We start from the raw sequence: 15107 nt of genomic DNA, 5'->3' as shown, positions 1-15107 counted from the left end.
TTAAATAAAAAAAGCATCTCAAAAAATTGAGATGCTTTTTTAAAATCCATAACACTTTTGTATTAACCTTCACAGCTAGTACACTCTTTTTTCTGTTTGAATTTTTGCGCTGCATTCATACTGTGTTGATAGTACAGCGATTTTATACCTAATTTCCAAGCTGTAACGTAAATTTTATTAATATCTTTTACTGGCATATCTGGGTGCACCATAATGTTTATAGATTGCCCTTGATCGATATGGTTTTGGCGGTTTGCAGCTTGGTAAATAATAGTTAACTGATCGATTTCAGAATAGGTTTTAAACACATCCTTTTCATGCTCGGTTAAAAAGTCAAGATGCTGTACAGATCCATCGTAATCGCGAATACTCTTCCAAACTTCGTTGGTGTTCATTCCTTTTTCTTCTAACAGATTTAATAAAAACGGGTTTTTAATGGTTGTTTTTATTTTAGCAATATCTTTTACATAACTATTAGACCATATTGGCTCGATACCTTGTGATACTTGACCTAAAATAAACGCTGAAGACGTTGTTGGTGCAATAGCATTTAAGGTTGTATTACGTCTGCCATAACCTTTTAAAACTTCTGGCTCACCAAATAACTTGGCTAACTCTTCTGAAGCTTTAATAGAACGCTCTTTTATTGTTTTAAAAATTTCGCTGTTTAAGTTAAAGGCTTCTTGACTATCGAACGATAACATTTTACTTTGTAAGTACGAGTGCCATCCTAATGCGCCCATTCCTAAAGCTCTGTTTTCTTTAGCAAAGTTATAAGCACGTTCCATAAATAAGAAGGTTTGTTGGTCGTCGCGGTTCGGCGAGTCTCTATACACTTCTAATTTTGTGATGAATTCTTCTAAAACAGCATCAAGGAAATAAATCATGGTTTCAACCGCATCGGTATCTTTCCATTTGTCGTAATGTAACAAGTTTATTGACGATAACACACATACAAACGACCATTTTTCGTTTGTAGGTAGCATAATTTCGCTACATAAGTTACTTGCATAAATTTCATGTCCTTTATCTCTATAAACATCGGCCGCATTGTTATTGGCATTGTCTCTAAAGAAAATATAAGGATATCCTATTTCACCTCTACGTTGTAAAATTTTAGCCCAAAGTGTACGCTTTTCAACATCGCCATCAATCATTTCTTGCATCCACTCGTTACCAACGGTTACACCATGGGTAAGTTCTTGAATTGGATTACCTTCGGTACCAATTTCTAAAAACTCATTAATATCGCTATGATCGATAGGTAAATATGGGGAAAAGCGACCACGTCTTACAGAACCTTGACTCACTACATCAACCATTTTTTCAAACAATTGCATAATGTGTACCGCTCCAGACGACTCGCCATTGTTTTTTACAGGCGCACCACGGTGACGTAATTTACCAAAATATCCAGAAGTACCACCACCTAATTTCGACATCATTCCAACTTCCGATTGCGTGTATAAAATATCACCCATATCGTCTGACACATGCGACCCAAAACAGCTAATTGGCAAACCGCGTTTTTTACCAAAGTTAGACCAAACAGGTGATGCTAACGAGTAATACCCTTCGGCCATATAGCCATAAAACTTATCGGCAAATCCGTCTATTTTCAAAATATCTTCGGCACGTTGCGCAATTTCTAAAATACGCTCTTCTGGCGTAGTATCCTCGGTAAGATAACCCGACGATAAAAATTTACGACTGTGCTCGGTTAACCATTTAATTTCTGGTTGTTGTTTAGCAGCTGTTTCTTGTCTAGCTTCTTTTCTTGCTTTTAATAACTCATCGTATTTTGAAGCAGCCTCGGCTTCTACTTGAGCGTTTTTGATGTCTGGATTTGCGTGTTCGTTCATGTTTTAAAATAAGTCGTCGCTTGTTATACTTTTGGTTCTTTTACTATAATTTATAGAGCGTTTTACGAAGAAATCTCCGTGTTTGGTGCCTATTATCTCGTCATCAAACCATTCGGTTTGAGCTATTAATGATTGGTTTATATCGAAAATTTTATCAATTCCTATACTTTCTAACGAGTTGTTAAATCTGTTTTTAATAAACTCGTTAATCACATCTTTTGGTAAGAAATCTAATTCGCCTGCTTCAAAAATCCAGTCTACAATTTTACTTTCCGATTCAAAAGCTTCTTTACATAATTCTTGAACCTTTGTGTTATGTTCTTCACCAAACCACGTTGGGTTTTCATCTTTAATTATTCTAATAATATCGATACCAAAATCGCCGTGAATTTGCTCTTCTTTTGAGGTTGCTTCAACAACATTCGATATACCTTTAAGCATATTTTTATGTTTATTGAATGCCATAATTATTAAAAATTGAGAGAATAACGATACGTGCTCAATAAATAAAGAGAATAATAAAATTGATTCTGCATATTCTTGATCGTCTTCACTTTTAGCATTTTTAAGTGCGGTTTCTAAAAAGTGAACACGCTGCATTACTACGGGTTTCTTTTTAAGGTTTTTAAACTCGTTGTTTAATCCTAAAATTTCTAATAAATGCGAATAAGCATCATGGTGACGCACTTCACTCTCGGCAAACGTAGAACCTACCGAACCAATTTCTGGCTTTGGCATTTTTTGGTAAATATCGCCCCAAAAAGTCTTTACAGCTACCTCTATTTGCGAAATAGCTAACATGGTATTTTTTATAGCGTTTTGCTCTACAACGGTAAGTCGTGTTTTAAAATCTTGAATATCGCTAGTAAAGTTAAATTCACTATGAATCCAGTACGAATGCCTAATGGCATCAACATATTCATAAAGCGCTGGGTATTCGTAAGGCTTTAAGTTAATACGCTTTTCAAAAATATTAGTCTTTCTGTTTCTAGCCTGTTCGTTTCTGTAAAGAATGTAAGCTTTGGCAACGTCGTGAAATTCGCTACCCATTAATTTATCTTCAACAATATCTTGAACCTCTTCTACAGTTGGCACATAATTACTATCGTTAGCTTTTCTATCTGTTAAAGTTTGTAAAACTTTTTCGGAAATTTCTTTGGCGTCTTCTTTAGAGCCATTACCAACAGAAATCATAGCCTTTTCTATGGCATTTGAAATCTTATTTAAAACAAACGGCGCTGTTTCGTAATCTCGCTTAATAATTTGTGTAATTTCCATAATACTTAAATTTACAGACTAAAATACCATTAGAATAACTGCTTAATTTTGGTTATTCAGTTTAGTTATTTCGTTAAAAAATGTGTTTTTTGTGCTCCTAAAAATGAGGATCGATTGGGGGCTTTCGCAAAAGCTAATTTTCAGTCTCTTTTTTACCCAAATAACCGACCAAAAATTTTACTTTTTTTGCCTACAACAAAGATTGATAATTGTGTTTAAAAATGAAAGCGGTTTTAATAAACGTTGTTAACAAGTTTTTAACAACGGCTATTTTCAGTATTAAAAACCATCTAAAACAACGATTTATTTATTTGATTTTCAAAATTTTACATTAAAATTAGGGATTTAATAAATTTTGAAGTCAATTTAATTTTAAAAAAATTTGATAACCTGAAATTTGAAGCGAAAAAAATTAAATTTCAACAATTTAATCCTTTAAAATTAACTCGAAAAAAAGACTTAAAAAAAGTGTATCTACAAGTGAATTTTAAAGGGATTTTATCTTTAAAAAAACACCTAAAAACAACTTCAATTTACACCTATTAAAAACACATGAAATCGGGTTATTATTTTTCGTTTTTTTTGGCAGCAATTTTCTCTAATTCGGCATACCAATCGGCTCCAAATTTTCTAATTAAGGCTTCTTTTACAAATTTATAAACGGGCACGCCTAATTCTTCTCCTAACTCGCAAGCATCGTCACAAATTTGCCACTTGTGATAATTTACCGCCGAAAATTCGGTGTAATCTTGTACTCTTATAGGATACAAATGGCACGACACTGGTTTTTTCCAATCTACTTCACCTTGGTTATACGCTTCTTCAATAGCACAAAGCGCGGTATTACTGTCATCAAAAATCACGTAAGCGCAGTCGGCACCATTAATAAGTGGTGTTTCAAGTTCATCATCTTCGGTAGTTATAAAAGTACCCTGTTTTTCAATAGCTTCTACCCCTTCTTTTCTTAAAAAAGGTTTTACTTTAGGATATATCTCTTCTAAAATTTTGGTTTCTTCCAAATTTAAAGGCGCACCAGCATCACCATCAATACAACATGCCCCTTTGCATGCATTTAAATTACAAACAAAATCTTTTTCTAAAACATCTTCCGAAACTATGGTTTTTCCTAACTGAAACATTATTTTCCAAAATTTAATATGCCGCAAAAATAGTTAATAATAGCTTCAACTTTATTAACTTTTATATACTACTTTTGCCGAAAATTTAAAACCAAAAAAAATGCAACTTAATTTTAAAGAGATATTTACTGCTTTTATGGTACTATTTGCAGTAATTGATATTATAGGAAACATACCCATTGTAATAGATTTACGCAAAAAAGCTGGCCACATACAAAGCGAAAAAGCATCCATAATTGCTGGTGTTATACTCATTGTATTTCTGTTTTTAGGAAAAAGTATATTAAACCTTATTGGTATAGACGTTAACTCGTTTGCCGTTGCTGGTGCCTTTATACTATTTTTTATTGCCTTAGAAATGATTTTAGGCATTACCCTTTACAAAGAAGAAGAACACAACGCAATGACTGCCACTGTTTTCCCTTTGGCATTCCCATTAATTGCTGGCCCTGGAAGTTTAACAACGCTACTTTCGCTTCGCGCGGAATTTAGCACCGAAAACATTATTGTTGCCGTTATATTAAATGTTATTATTATTTTTATTGTTTTAAAAACATCGGCAAAAATTGAGCGTATTTTAGGTGCCAATGGTATAAATATTATTAGAAAAGTATTTGGCGTTGTACTACTTGCTATTGCCGTAAAATTATTTACCCACAATATTAAAGCCTTATTTGATATTGTTTAAATTATTAAAATGAAAATTTTCACATACGTAATAAGTATTCTTGCTTTAGGACTCGTTATTTTTAATATTACAAAAGTAGATGTTGATGCACCTTTTACAGGCGAAAGCATGATTGCTTTAATTACTATTGTAGCTGGATTGTGCGCTATTTTGTTAATGACTATTTTAAGAATATCGAAACAAATTGAAAAAAAGGTAAAAGAAAAGAAGTAAACTATGTTCGACGCATTAATTATTGGTGGTGGTGCCGCAGGCTTATCTTGCGCCCTAGTTTTAGGCTCGGGCTTACAAAAACCTTTTGCTAAAAATAAAAAGGTTGCTATTATAGCCCACCAAAAAACATCGCATTTACAAACCGCTTTATTTAATAATGTTTTAGGTTTAGCTCCTGGTACAACTGGCGCATCTATTTTAGAAGATGGTAAATCGCAATTAAGTGAGTTATACCCAGAAATTGAACAAATAGACAAAGAAAAAGTTTTAGAAGTTTTTAAAACGAACGATGGCTTTACCGTAAAAACTAACAAAAACACTTATAAAAGCCACATTGTAATTATAGCTGTTGGTTACACCAATTTATTCACCATTAAAGGCTTGGATCAATTTATTGAAGCACACCCAAGAGCAGCCGCTGAAAAAAATAGAATTTGGTTAAAAAACAACGACCATTTAATTGAAGAAAACTTATATGTTGCTGGCACATTAGCGGGTTGGCGCAGTCAGTTTGCCATAGCAAGCGGTAGTGGCGCACATGTGGCCACCGATATTTTAACCCTTTGGAACGGTGGCAAACACACTAAAGTACACGATAAAATTGAAGGTGTTTAATTTTAAACTAAATCAATAAAAAAGCGGTGAACTTTTTAAGTTTCACCGTTTTTTATTTTTAACAATACCTAGTTTTTATCTTCTTAATTAAAACGCATAACGCTGCGGTCCGCCACGACGAATTTCTTCGCTACAAAAGGCTTCGTATTTTTTAAAATTCTCTCTAAATGCATTGGTTAATTTAAATGCCATGGTGTAATACGCTTGGTCGTCGTTCCAGGTTTGTCTCGGGCTTAATACACTTGTTGGTACTCCAGGACAGGATCTTGGTTGTGCCACACCAAAAACCGAATGAATGTGATAATCGTCGTAATTATACAACCCTAAATCGCCATTTAAAACAGCATTTATCATGGCGCGCGTATACTTAAGCTCCATGCGTTTACCAACACCGTAAGGACCACCAGTCCAACCCGTATTTACCAACCAAACATTTACGCCAGCGTCTACCATTTTTTTACTGAGCATTTCGGCATATTTTGATGGATGCAATGGCATAAAAGGCGCTCCAAAACAAGCCGAAAACGACGGCACTGGCTCGACTACACCTGCTTCGGTACCAGCAACTTTTGCTGTATAACCCGAAATAAAATGATAAGCGGCCTGACTAGGTGTAAGTTTCGATATTGGCGGAATTACTCCAAAAGCATCAGCCGTTAAAAAGAATATATTCTTCGGATTTTTACCTATTGATGGCTTGCAAATATTTTCAATATGATGAATAGGATAACTTACGCGCGTATTTTGGGTTATACAAGTATTTGCAAAATTGACTGTACCAGCATCATCTAGTATTACGTTTTCAAGGATAGCACCTTGCTTAATGGCATTGAAAATTTCTGGCTCTTTCTCTTCCGAAAGGTTAATCACCTTAGCATAACATCCGCCTTCAAAATTAAACACCGTATTTTCTTTAGTCCAACCATGTTCATCATCCCCTATTAAACTTCTGTTTGGGTCGGTAGACAAGGTTGTTTTTCCTGTACCAGACAACCCGAAAAATATAGCTGCATCGCCATCTTTCCCAACATTTGCACTACAATGCATGGGTAAAGTTTCCTTATAAACTGGTAAAATAAAGTTTAAAGCTGAAAAAATACCTTTTTTAATTTCGCCAGTATAGCCAGTACCGCCAATTAAAGCAATTTTTCTTGTAAAGTTTAAAATAGCAAAATTATGTTGACGTGTGTTATCTTCTTCAGGAATAGCCTTAAAACCTGGAGCATTTACAATAGTCCATTCGGGTGTGAACGTATCCAATTCGTCTTCATTTAAACGTAAAAACATGTTACTTGCAAACATGTTGCTCCACGGATATTCGTTTATAACTCTAATATTTAGTTTGTAATTTTTATCTGCGCAGGCGTAACAATCGCGAACAAATAACTCTTTTTCAGAAAGATAACTAACAACTTTATCATACAACTTATCAAAATCATCAGATTCAAACGGAATATTTACATTTCCCCACCAAATTTTATCTTCGGTAATGGCATCTTTTACTATAAAACGATCTTTTGGGGAGCGTCCTGTAAATTCACCCGTATTTACAGCTAAAGCACCAGAATTTGCTTCAACACCCATACCTTTTTCGATAGAAATGTCATGCAAAACTTCAGGAGATAATTGATAATTTACATCGGCATTTTTTATACCGTACTTTTCTAACGAAATCGTTTTCGTAACTTGTTTGTAGGTTTCCATAATTTCACTTAAAATTAAATTATAAAAGCAAAACTATAATTTTTATTTGTAAATTAACTTTTTAAATAGTGTTTTTTTGATAATTTCTCAAAATAGCAACTAAAAGAAATACCCAAGCCAAAATTAGTAGCAAACCGCCAATAGGCGTAATAAAACCAATAGATTTAAAATTAAACCCCGATAAATTATTAGTCGCTAAGCCATAAATAGAGCCCGAAAAGAAAATAACTCCAACAAGTACCAAATAAAAAATAATACGTTTCATTTTATCTGAAAGATAATTTGTTTGCGCTATAAACAATAGAAACAAGGCGTGATACATTTGGTATTTTACACCTGTTTCGAAGGTTTGCACAGCTTCTTCCGAAATTAATTTCTTTAATCCATGAGCACCAAAAGCTCCTAAAATAATACTTATCAAGCCTAGTAAGGCTGCCGTAATTAAAATTTTTCTAGTCATTTTTATAAAATATCTTCAACAAAAACTTATTTTTATTGATAAATTCGAAACACTTTTTTTTGAATACCGTCATCACAAAATTACTCAACAAAACTCGAAATGCGAAAGATTTTAATCATAGGTTCTGGAAAATCGACAGCTTATTTGCAGAAATATTTACTCGATAAATCTGAAGCTGAAAAACTCCTCATTACAATAGGCGATTTAAACCTTGAAAGCGCGCAAAAAGCTACTCAATATCATAAAAACGCTAGAGCCATTTGTTTAGATGTTTTTGATAATGAATCGCGTACAAAAGCCATAAAAGATGCCGATATTGTAGTGTCTATGCTTCCAGCACGTTTTCATATTCAAGTGGCAAAAGATTGTGTTTCGCTTGGCAAACCCATGGTAACAGCATCTTACGTTAGTCCAGAAATGCAAGCCCTACACGATGATGCCGTAGCCAAAAATATTATCCTTTTAAACGAAATTGGAGTAGATCCCGGAATTGACCACATGAGTGCAATGCAAGTTCTAGATCGTATTCGGGACGATGGCGGCAAGGTTATTCTTTTCGAATCGTTTACAGGCGGTTTAGTCACTCCCGAAAACGACAACAATTTATGGAATTACAAATTTACCTGGAATCCTAGAAATGTTGTGCTGGCAGGACAAGGTGGCGCTGCAAAGTTTTTACAGGAAGGCACCTATAAATACATACCGTATAACCGTTTGTTTAGGCGCACCGAATTTTTAGATATTGATGGCTTTGGAAGGTTTGAGGTTTATGCGAATAGAGATTCGTTGAAATACCAAGCGGCTTACGGATTACAAAATGTAAAAACACTGTATCGAGGAACCATGCGTCGTGTGGGTTTTAGTCGTGCTTGGAATATGTTTGTAACACTTGGAATGACCGACGACAGCTATGTTATCGATAACAGCCAAGACATGAGCTACCGCGATTTCACCAATCTGTTTCTTCCATACAGCCCTACAGATTCTGTGGAGTTAAAACTTCGCCATCAGCTTAAAATCGATCAAGATGATATTGTTTGGGACAAGCTCGTAGAACTTGACCTTTTTAGTACCACCAAAAAAGTTGGGTTGGAGCATGCAACACCTGCGCAAATATTGCAAAAGATTTTAACCGATAGTTGGTCGTTAGCAAAAAACGACAAAGATATGATTGTGATGTATCATAAATTTGGCTATGAAAAAGCAGGTAAAAAACACCAAATTGATGCCAACATGGTAGTTTTAGGCGAAGACCAAACTTATACCGCCATGGCTAAAACAGTTGGTTTGCCAGTAGCCATGGCTACACTTGCTATTTTAAACGGTAAAATAACCGATGTTGGGGTTCAAATTCCTATTTCTAAAAACATTTACGAGCCCATTTTAAACGAATTGCAGTCGTTTGGCATTTCATTCAACGAAAAAGACGTGCCTTATTTAGGATACAATCCTTTAAATATTTAGTCATTATTGGGCGTTACCCACAAGGGGTCGGGCTTTTCGTTACAATCTTTTTACTAAACAGTCCGAACTAGTTTTGTAATGCTTCAACCAAAAACAAACTTAAAAGCATATTTAATAATCAAGTTTAAATACACGTAAAAAGGATTTCCACTGCAATCCCTAACGCAATTTTAGTTTCAAATTAAAACAAAACTATTATATTTATGTTTTAGTTTAAAACCATATGAAAAAGAAAACAAAAACCATAACCATTGACGGTATCGATAAAAAAATACTTCGAGCCTTAATGCAAGATGCCAGAACGCCAATTTTAGAAATTGCTCGTAACGTAGGTATTTCGGGAGCTGCCATTCATCAACGTTTACGCAAATTAGAAAAATCGCAATTATTAGCCGGATCAAAATTTATTATCGATCCCAAAATTTTAGGTTTTTCAACCCTAGCATTTGTTGGTATTTATTTAGATAAAGCTGCCGATAGCGACAGTGTTGTAAACGCCTTAAAACGTATTCCTGAGGTGGTAGAATGTCATTATACAACAGGAAATTACAGTCTTTTTATTAAGGTTTTAAGTTTAGACAATAACCATTTAATGCATTTACTTAATAAGGAAATACAACCTATTAACGGTGTTTCTAGAACCGAATCTTTAATATCTTTAGAACAACAAATTGATAGACAGGTGAAGGTATAAACCTACAATATATTCATAAAAAACAAAACCCTGAGAAAATCACTCAGGGTTTTGTTTTTTATTAAAAGGATTCCCGCTTGCACGAGAATGTATTATTTCATTTTCATGAGCCAATTACGCACATCAACATCTTTCTTAATAATGTTGCGTAAATCTTCAATTTTAACACGTTCTTGCTCCATTGAATCTCTATGACGAATGGTTACCGTGTTATCTTCTAAAGTATCATGATCTACGGTGATACAGAACGGTGTTCCGTTTGCATCTTGTCTTCTGTAACGACGCCCAACAGCATCCTTTTCATCGTAAATCACGTTGAAATCCCATTTTAAGTCCTCAACAATTTTACGAGCCACATCTGGCAAACCATCTTTTTTAACTAATGGTAAAATCGCTGCTTTTACAGGTGCTAAAACACTTGGCAATTTTAAAACAGTTCTTGTTGTACCATTTTCTAATTCTTCTTCTTGTAACGAATTAGAGAATACCGCTAAAAACATACGGTCTAAACCAATTGATGTTTCTAACACGTAAGGCACGTAGCTTTTATTTTCTTCAGGATCGAAATACTGTAATTTTTTACCTGAGAATTTTTCATGCTGACTTAAATCGAAATCGGTACGCGAGTGAATGCCTTCTAATTCTTTAAATCCAAATGGAAATTTAAATTCAATATCGGCAGCGGCATCGGCATAATGTGCTAATTTTTCATGATCATGAAAACGATATAAATCTTCGCCCATACCTAAACTTAAATGCCATTTTAAGCGTGTTTCTTTCCAGTGTTCGTACCACTCTTTTTGAGTGCCTGGTTTAATAAAAAACTGCATCTCCATTTGTTCGAACTCACGCATTCTAAATATAAATTGTCTTGCAACAATTTCGTTTCTAAAGGCTTTACCTGTTTGCGCAATACCAAACGGAATTTTCATGCGTCCCGTTTTTTGCACGTTTAAAAAGTTTACAAAAATACCTTGAGCCGTTTCTGGGCGCAGGTATAAATCCATTGCACTTTCGGCAGAAGCACCAAGTTTGGTACCAAACATGAGATTAAACTGCTTAACATCAGTCCAATTTTTACTTCCCGTTAACGGATCTGCTATGTCTAACTCTTCAATTAAGGCTTTAACGTCAGCTAAATCTTCGTTTTCTAACGATTTTGCCATACGCGAAAGTGTGGTATCAATTTTTTCTTGATAACCTAAAACGCGCCCGTTAGTACTTACAAATTCTTCTTTATTAAACGCATCACCAAAACGCTTTTCGGCCTTTTTAACCTCTTTTTCAATTTTTGCTTCAATTTTAGCACAGTAGTCTTCAATTAAAACATCGGCGCGATAGCGTTTTTTAGAGTCTTTATTATCAATTAACGGGTCGTTAAACGCATCAACGTGTCCCGAAGCTTTCCAAGTGGTTGGGTGCATAAAAATTGCAGCGTCTATACCCACAATATTTTCATTCATTTGCACCATGGCTTTCCACCAGTAGTCGCGTATATTTTTCTTTAATTCTGCACCATTTTGTGCATAGTCGTAAACGGCACTTAAACCGTCGTAAATTTCGCTACTTTGAAATACATAACCGTATTCCTTTGCATGCGATATAACCTTCTTAAATTGATCATCTTGATTTGCCATGCTGCAAAAATATAAAACCGAAATTAACTATTACTCTTGTTTAATAAAATTTGATGCAAATTCATAAATTATTATTTATATTGGATTACTAATGCTAAAATCTTTTTAAGAATTTCAAAATGTATTGATAAAGTGCATTAGGGATTGCAGTGAAAATCCTTTTGCCTAAGCAAAAGATTGCAACGAAAAGCCCGACCGCGCTAAAGCGGGGTAATGCCAAAAAAATTATGCTAAAAAACCTAGTAAATTTATTTTTTCCTGAAGTGTGTTACGCTTGCCAAAACTTGCTTCACGACAACGAAGTTAGTATTTGCACCACATGCAGACACGATTTACCGGTTACTAATTTTCATTTTACCGATGACGATACGGTAAAAAAAGTGCTTTACGGAAGAGCTAAAATAGAACACGGTACGGCTCTTTTTAGATTTCAAAAAAAAGGATTAGTGCAACAACTTATTCACGGGTTAAAATATAAAGGACACGAAAATATTGGTGTGGTTTTAGGGAATTGGTTGGGCGGCGAACTTAAAAACATTAAAGCTTACCAAAATATTGATGTTGTGATACCTGTCCCGCTTCATAAAAACAAACTCAAAAAACGTGGTTACAATCAGGTTGCAAAATTTGGTAAACAACTAGCCACAGCCTTAAATGCCGACTACCGCAATGATGTGCTTTTAAAAATAACCAACACAACATCTCAAACCACCAAAGAACGTATTTTACGTTGGAATGATAACCAACAACTTTTTGCACTAAAGAATAAGGCTAGTATTAAAAACAAACATATTTTATTGGTAGACGATATAATTACCACCGGCGCAACTTTAGAAGCTTGTATAAATGTATTAAACCAAGCCGAAAACTTAAAAATAAGTATTGCTACCATGGCAATAGCCTAAACTAGTTTGGCGTTATAACCTTAAAATTATGTAGGTTTGTAAAAATTTTTATTGTTAGATGAATAAAACGCTTCGCGACTTAATTTTAGCCTTTAGTTTTGGTTTAATTTTGGTTAATTGTGCCAATCGTGGTTCGCCAGATGGTGGCCCTAAAGATGAAACACCTCCTGAAATTGTTAGGTCTTCGCCCGAAAATTTTACCACTAACTCTAAGGGCAACGAAATTGAAATTGAGTTTAACGAGTACGTTAAAGTTAAAGACATTGACAAGCAACTTATTATTTCACCACCCATGAAGCATAAACCCGATATTATGCCTCAAGGTAGCGCTAGCAAAAAAATTAGCATTAAAATTAACGACACCTTACCGCCTAACACCACATACGCCTTTAACTTTGGCAATAGTATTGTTGATAATAATGAAGGCAACCCCTACCCGTATTATCGCTTTGTTTTTTCAACGGGAAGTTATATTGATTCGCTCACCGTAAAGGGTAATATTGTTGATGCCTTACAAACCAAACCCGAAGCATTTGTTAATGTGGCGTTATATGAAATTGACAGCGCTTATACCGATTCTATTATTTACAAAGAAGTTCCAAAATACATTACCAACACTTTAGATAGTTTAACCGCTTTTAAGATTGAAAACATTAGAGCTGGCAAGTATTTACTTATGGCTTTAAAAGACAATAATGGCGACAATAAATTTCAGCAAAAAACGGACGACGTTGCATTTCACAAAGAATTTATTACCGTTCCAACCGATAGTAGTTACACCTTAAAACTGTTTAAAGAAGCTCTAGATTTTAAAGCGACCAGACCACGTTTATTTTCGGGCGAAAAAATTGCTTTTGGCTACGAAGGAAGTCATGAAAATATGAATATAAACATCGTTTCTGAAACGCCAGAAGATTTTACATATCGCATTACCAAAGATGAAAAAGCCGATACACTTTACTATTGGTATAAACCGCGCTTAAAAGTAGATTCGTTGTTATTTAAAGTAACAAACAAAAACTACGAAAAAGATTTTACTGCCAGAATTAGTGAGCAAAAACGCGACTCGTTAATTATAAACAAATCACCATCGGGAACTATTGGTTTAGATGAAGATTTTAAGATTTTTGCCAATGTTCCTTTTGTGAATTTTGATGCTTCAAAAGTGTCGATGATGGATAAAGATTCGGCAACGGTTAATTTTAAAACCAGTTATGATAGCTTAACGAATACCTATTCCTTTCGTTTCGATAAAACCTACGAAAACAAATATAGTATCGATATTCTACCGGAAGCTTTTACCGACTTTTTTAATAATAAAAATGATACGCTTCAATTTTCGGTAAGTACAAAAAAGGAATCGGATTTTGGTTTCGCTCGATTTACTTTGATAAATGCAAAATTTCCGCTTATTTTTCAGTTAACCGACAATAAAGGTGAAGTAAAATTTGAACGTTATGCTGCTACCGAATCACCTGTTGAATTTTTAAGTTTAGCTCCTGGAAAATATTTAATTCGTGTTATTTATGACACCAATAAAAATGAACAATACGACCCAGGTATGTTCTTAAAAAAGATACAACCAGAGCAAGTATATCATTTTAACGAGGTAGAAATTAGAGCCGATTGGGGAATTACAGAATCGCTTACTTTTCCTGAATAGAAAACACATCCATATCGTTTAAAAAACGTAATTTATTTCGGTATAAATCTATATGATTTTTACTTAGTGACACTATTTTTACGCCTGCTTCATTGGGCCTAAAAGTTTCAATGTTGTTACCTAAAACATCATAAACGGCCGAGTGCCCACAGTATTCGTTATTAAGCGCATCACTACCTACACGATTTACACCAATGCAGTAACTCATGTTTTCAATAGCTCGTGCTTTCAATAGCGTATCCCAAGCCGAAATTCTTGGTTTTGGCCAATTAGCCACATAAAGTAACACATCATAATTTTCGGTATTTCTTGCCCAAACAGGAAAACGTAAATCGTAACAAATTAAAGGGCAAATTTTCCAACCTTTAAAATCGACTATTAGCTTTTTATTTCCCGCAGTGTATACTTTGTCTTCGCCAGCAAGTGTGAAAGTGTGGCGTTTATTATAACACTCTAAATCACCATTAGGCTTTGCAAAAATTAATCGGTTAAAAAAGTTGTTATTTTCTTCGATAATAATGCTTCCAATAATGGCAACATCATATTTAACTGCCAAATGTTGCATCCAAGCTACTGTTTTTCCTTGCATAGTTTCGGCAACTCGCGCCGCATTCATAGTAAAACCAGTAGTAAACATTTCGGGAAGTAAAACCACATCGACAGTTTCGGGAAGTTGTTCTATGTAGTTTGTAAAATTAATTCGGTTTTGTTCGGGATTTTCCCAAGCTAAATCCGATTGAATTAACGCTATTTCGAGGTTTTCTTGCATAATACAAAGTACTCAA

Annotated in this window: 14 protein-coding genes; 7 read left to right on the top strand and 7 right to left on the bottom strand. The window is 34.5% G+C overall.

Annotated features, from left to right (window positions below):
* Positions 1-62 precede the first annotated feature (62 nt).
* The 3 genes from PK35_RS13450 to PK35_RS13440 all read right to left on the bottom strand — a co-directional run bounded on the left by PK35_RS13450 (position 63) and on the right by PK35_RS13440 (position 4279).
* Entirely contained in the window at positions 63-1862 is a 1800-nt protein-coding gene (locus PK35_RS13450; RefSeq protein WP_044627075.1) for a ribonucleoside-diphosphate reductase subunit alpha, read from the bottom strand.
* A 3-nt stretch (positions 1863-1865) separates the two neighbouring features.
* Positions 1866-3140 carry a ribonucleotide-diphosphate reductase subunit beta gene (locus tag PK35_RS13445; RefSeq protein ID WP_044627074.1) on the bottom strand — a complete coding sequence of 425 codons (1275 nt, stop codon included), beginning with the start codon at positions 3138-3140 and terminating at the stop codon, positions 1866-1868.
* Between the two features lie 566 nt (positions 3141-3706).
* Complete coding sequence (locus PK35_RS13440) at positions 3707-4279, bottom strand: DUF3109 family protein (protein WP_044627073.1); 573 nt, start codon at positions 4277-4279, stop codon at positions 3707-3709.
* 100 nt (positions 4280-4379) lie between these two features.
* On the opposite strand from PK35_RS13440, the gene PK35_RS13435 reads away from it, so the two are divergent.
* The 3 genes from PK35_RS13435 to PK35_RS13425 are packed head-to-tail and all read left to right on the top strand — an operon-like array spanning position 4380 to position 5795.
* Positions 4380-4967, top strand: coding sequence for a MarC family protein (locus tag PK35_RS13435; RefSeq protein ID WP_044627072.1), 588 nt, complete (start codon positions 4380-4382; stop codon positions 4965-4967).
* 9 nt (positions 4968-4976) lie between these two features.
* Positions 4977-5180 (top strand): hypothetical protein, encoded by a 204-nt coding sequence (locus PK35_RS13430; RefSeq protein WP_044627071.1) that lies wholly within the window; start codon positions 4977-4979, stop codon positions 5178-5180.
* Between the two features lie 3 nt (positions 5181-5183).
* Positions 5184-5795 (top strand): FAD-dependent oxidoreductase, encoded by a 612-nt coding sequence (locus PK35_RS13425; RefSeq protein ID WP_044627070.1) that lies wholly within the window; start codon positions 5184-5186, stop codon positions 5793-5795.
* An 87-nt stretch (positions 5796-5882) separates the two neighbouring features.
* On the opposite strand, the gene pckA is transcribed toward PK35_RS13425, so the two are convergent.
* Positions 5883-7499 (bottom strand): phosphoenolpyruvate carboxykinase (ATP), encoded by a 1617-nt coding sequence (gene pckA / locus PK35_RS13420; RefSeq protein WP_044627069.1) that lies wholly within the window; start codon positions 7497-7499, stop codon positions 5883-5885.
* Positions 7500-7560: 61 nt separating this feature from the next.
* Positions 7561-7959 carry a DUF423 domain-containing protein gene (locus tag PK35_RS13415; RefSeq protein ID WP_202903833.1) on the bottom strand — a complete coding sequence of 133 codons (399 nt, stop codon included), beginning with the start codon at positions 7957-7959 and terminating at the stop codon, positions 7561-7563.
* Positions 7960-8058: 99 nt separating this feature from the next.
* Between PK35_RS13415 and PK35_RS13410 the strand changes: the two genes are divergently transcribed.
* Both PK35_RS13410 and PK35_RS13405 read left to right on the top strand, forming a co-directional pair.
* Positions 8059-9423, top strand: coding sequence for a saccharopine dehydrogenase family protein (locus tag PK35_RS13410; protein WP_044627067.1), 1365 nt, complete (start codon positions 8059-8061; stop codon positions 9421-9423).
* A gap of 223 nt (positions 9424-9646) precedes the next feature.
* Positions 9647-10117, top strand: coding sequence for an Lrp/AsnC ligand binding domain-containing protein (locus tag PK35_RS13405; RefSeq protein ID WP_044627066.1), 471 nt, complete (start codon positions 9647-9649; stop codon positions 10115-10117).
* 92 nt (positions 10118-10209) lie between these two features.
* On the opposite strand, the gene PK35_RS13400 is transcribed toward PK35_RS13405, so the two are convergent.
* Complete coding sequence (locus PK35_RS13400) at positions 10210-11754, bottom strand: glycine--tRNA ligase (protein WP_044627065.1); 1545 nt, start codon at positions 11752-11754, stop codon at positions 10210-10212.
* Positions 11755-11981: 227 nt separating this feature from the next.
* Between PK35_RS13400 and PK35_RS13395 the strand changes: the two genes are divergently transcribed.
* On the top strand, positions 11982-12659 hold the full coding sequence (locus PK35_RS13395; RefSeq protein ID WP_044627156.1) for a ComF family protein: 678 nt from the start codon (positions 11982-11984) through the stop codon (positions 12657-12659).
* 58 nt (positions 12660-12717) lie between these two features.
* Positions 12718-14322: an Ig-like domain-containing domain gene (locus PK35_RS13390; protein ID WP_044627064.1), complete on the top strand. Its 1605-nt coding sequence runs from the start codon at positions 12718-12720 to the stop codon at positions 14320-14322.
* Here PK35_RS13390 and PK35_RS13385 read toward each other — a convergent pair.
* Complete coding sequence (locus tag PK35_RS13385) at positions 14306-15091, bottom strand: amidohydrolase (RefSeq protein WP_044627063.1); 786 nt, start codon at positions 15089-15091, stop codon at positions 14306-14308. The genes PK35_RS13390 and PK35_RS13385 overlap by 17 nt on opposite strands.
* Between the last annotated feature and the right edge of the window lie 16 nt (positions 15092-15107).

Source organism: Neotamlana nanhaiensis (assembly GCF_000943555.1).
GTDB lineage: Bacteria > Bacteroidota > Bacteroidia > Flavobacteriales > Flavobacteriaceae > Neotamlana > Neotamlana nanhaiensis.
This window is presented reverse-complemented; position numbering and strand designations above follow the sequence as displayed.

Coding starts and splice junctions, on each gene's coding strand:
- PK35_RS13425 (WP_044627070.1), top strand. CDS start 5,184: ATGTTCGACGCATTAATTATTGGTGGTGGTGCCGCAGGCTTATCTTGC.
- pckA (WP_044627069.1), bottom strand. CDS start 7,499: ATGGAAACCTACAAACAAGTTACGAAAACGATTTCGTTAGAAAAGTAC.
- PK35_RS13405 (WP_044627066.1), top strand. CDS start 9,647: ATGAAAAAGAAAACAAAAACCATAACCATTGACGGTATCGATAAAAAA.
- PK35_RS13445 (WP_044627074.1), bottom strand. CDS start 3,140: ATGGAAATTACACAAATTATTAAGCGAGATTACGAAACAGCGCCGTTT.
- PK35_RS13400 (WP_044627065.1), bottom strand. CDS start 11,754: ATGGCAAATCAAGATGATCAATTTAAGAAGGTTATATCGCATGCAAAG.
- PK35_RS13410 (WP_044627067.1), top strand. CDS start 8,059: ATGCGAAAGATTTTAATCATAGGTTCTGGAAAATCGACAGCTTATTTG.
- PK35_RS13395 (WP_044627156.1), top strand. CDS start 11,982: ATGCTAAAAAACCTAGTAAATTTATTTTTTCCTGAAGTGTGTTACGCT.
- PK35_RS13415 (WP_202903833.1), bottom strand. CDS start 7,959: ATGACTAGAAAAATTTTAATTACGGCAGCCTTACTAGGCTTGATAAGT.
- PK35_RS13440 (WP_044627073.1), bottom strand. CDS start 4,279: ATGTTTCAGTTAGGAAAAACCATAGTTTCGGAAGATGTTTTAGAAAAA.
- PK35_RS13430 (WP_044627071.1), top strand. CDS start 4,977: ATGAAAATTTTCACATACGTAATAAGTATTCTTGCTTTAGGACTCGTT.
- PK35_RS13450 (WP_044627075.1), bottom strand. CDS start 1,862: ATGAACGAACACGCAAATCCAGACATCAAAAACGCTCAAGTAGAAGCC.
- PK35_RS13385 (WP_044627063.1), bottom strand. CDS start 15,091: ATGCAAGAAAACCTCGAAATAGCGTTAATTCAATCGGATTTAGCTTGG.
- PK35_RS13435 (WP_044627072.1), top strand. CDS start 4,380: ATGCAACTTAATTTTAAAGAGATATTTACTGCTTTTATGGTACTATTT.
- PK35_RS13390 (WP_044627064.1), top strand. CDS start 12,718: ATGAATAAAACGCTTCGCGACTTAATTTTAGCCTTTAGTTTTGGTTTA.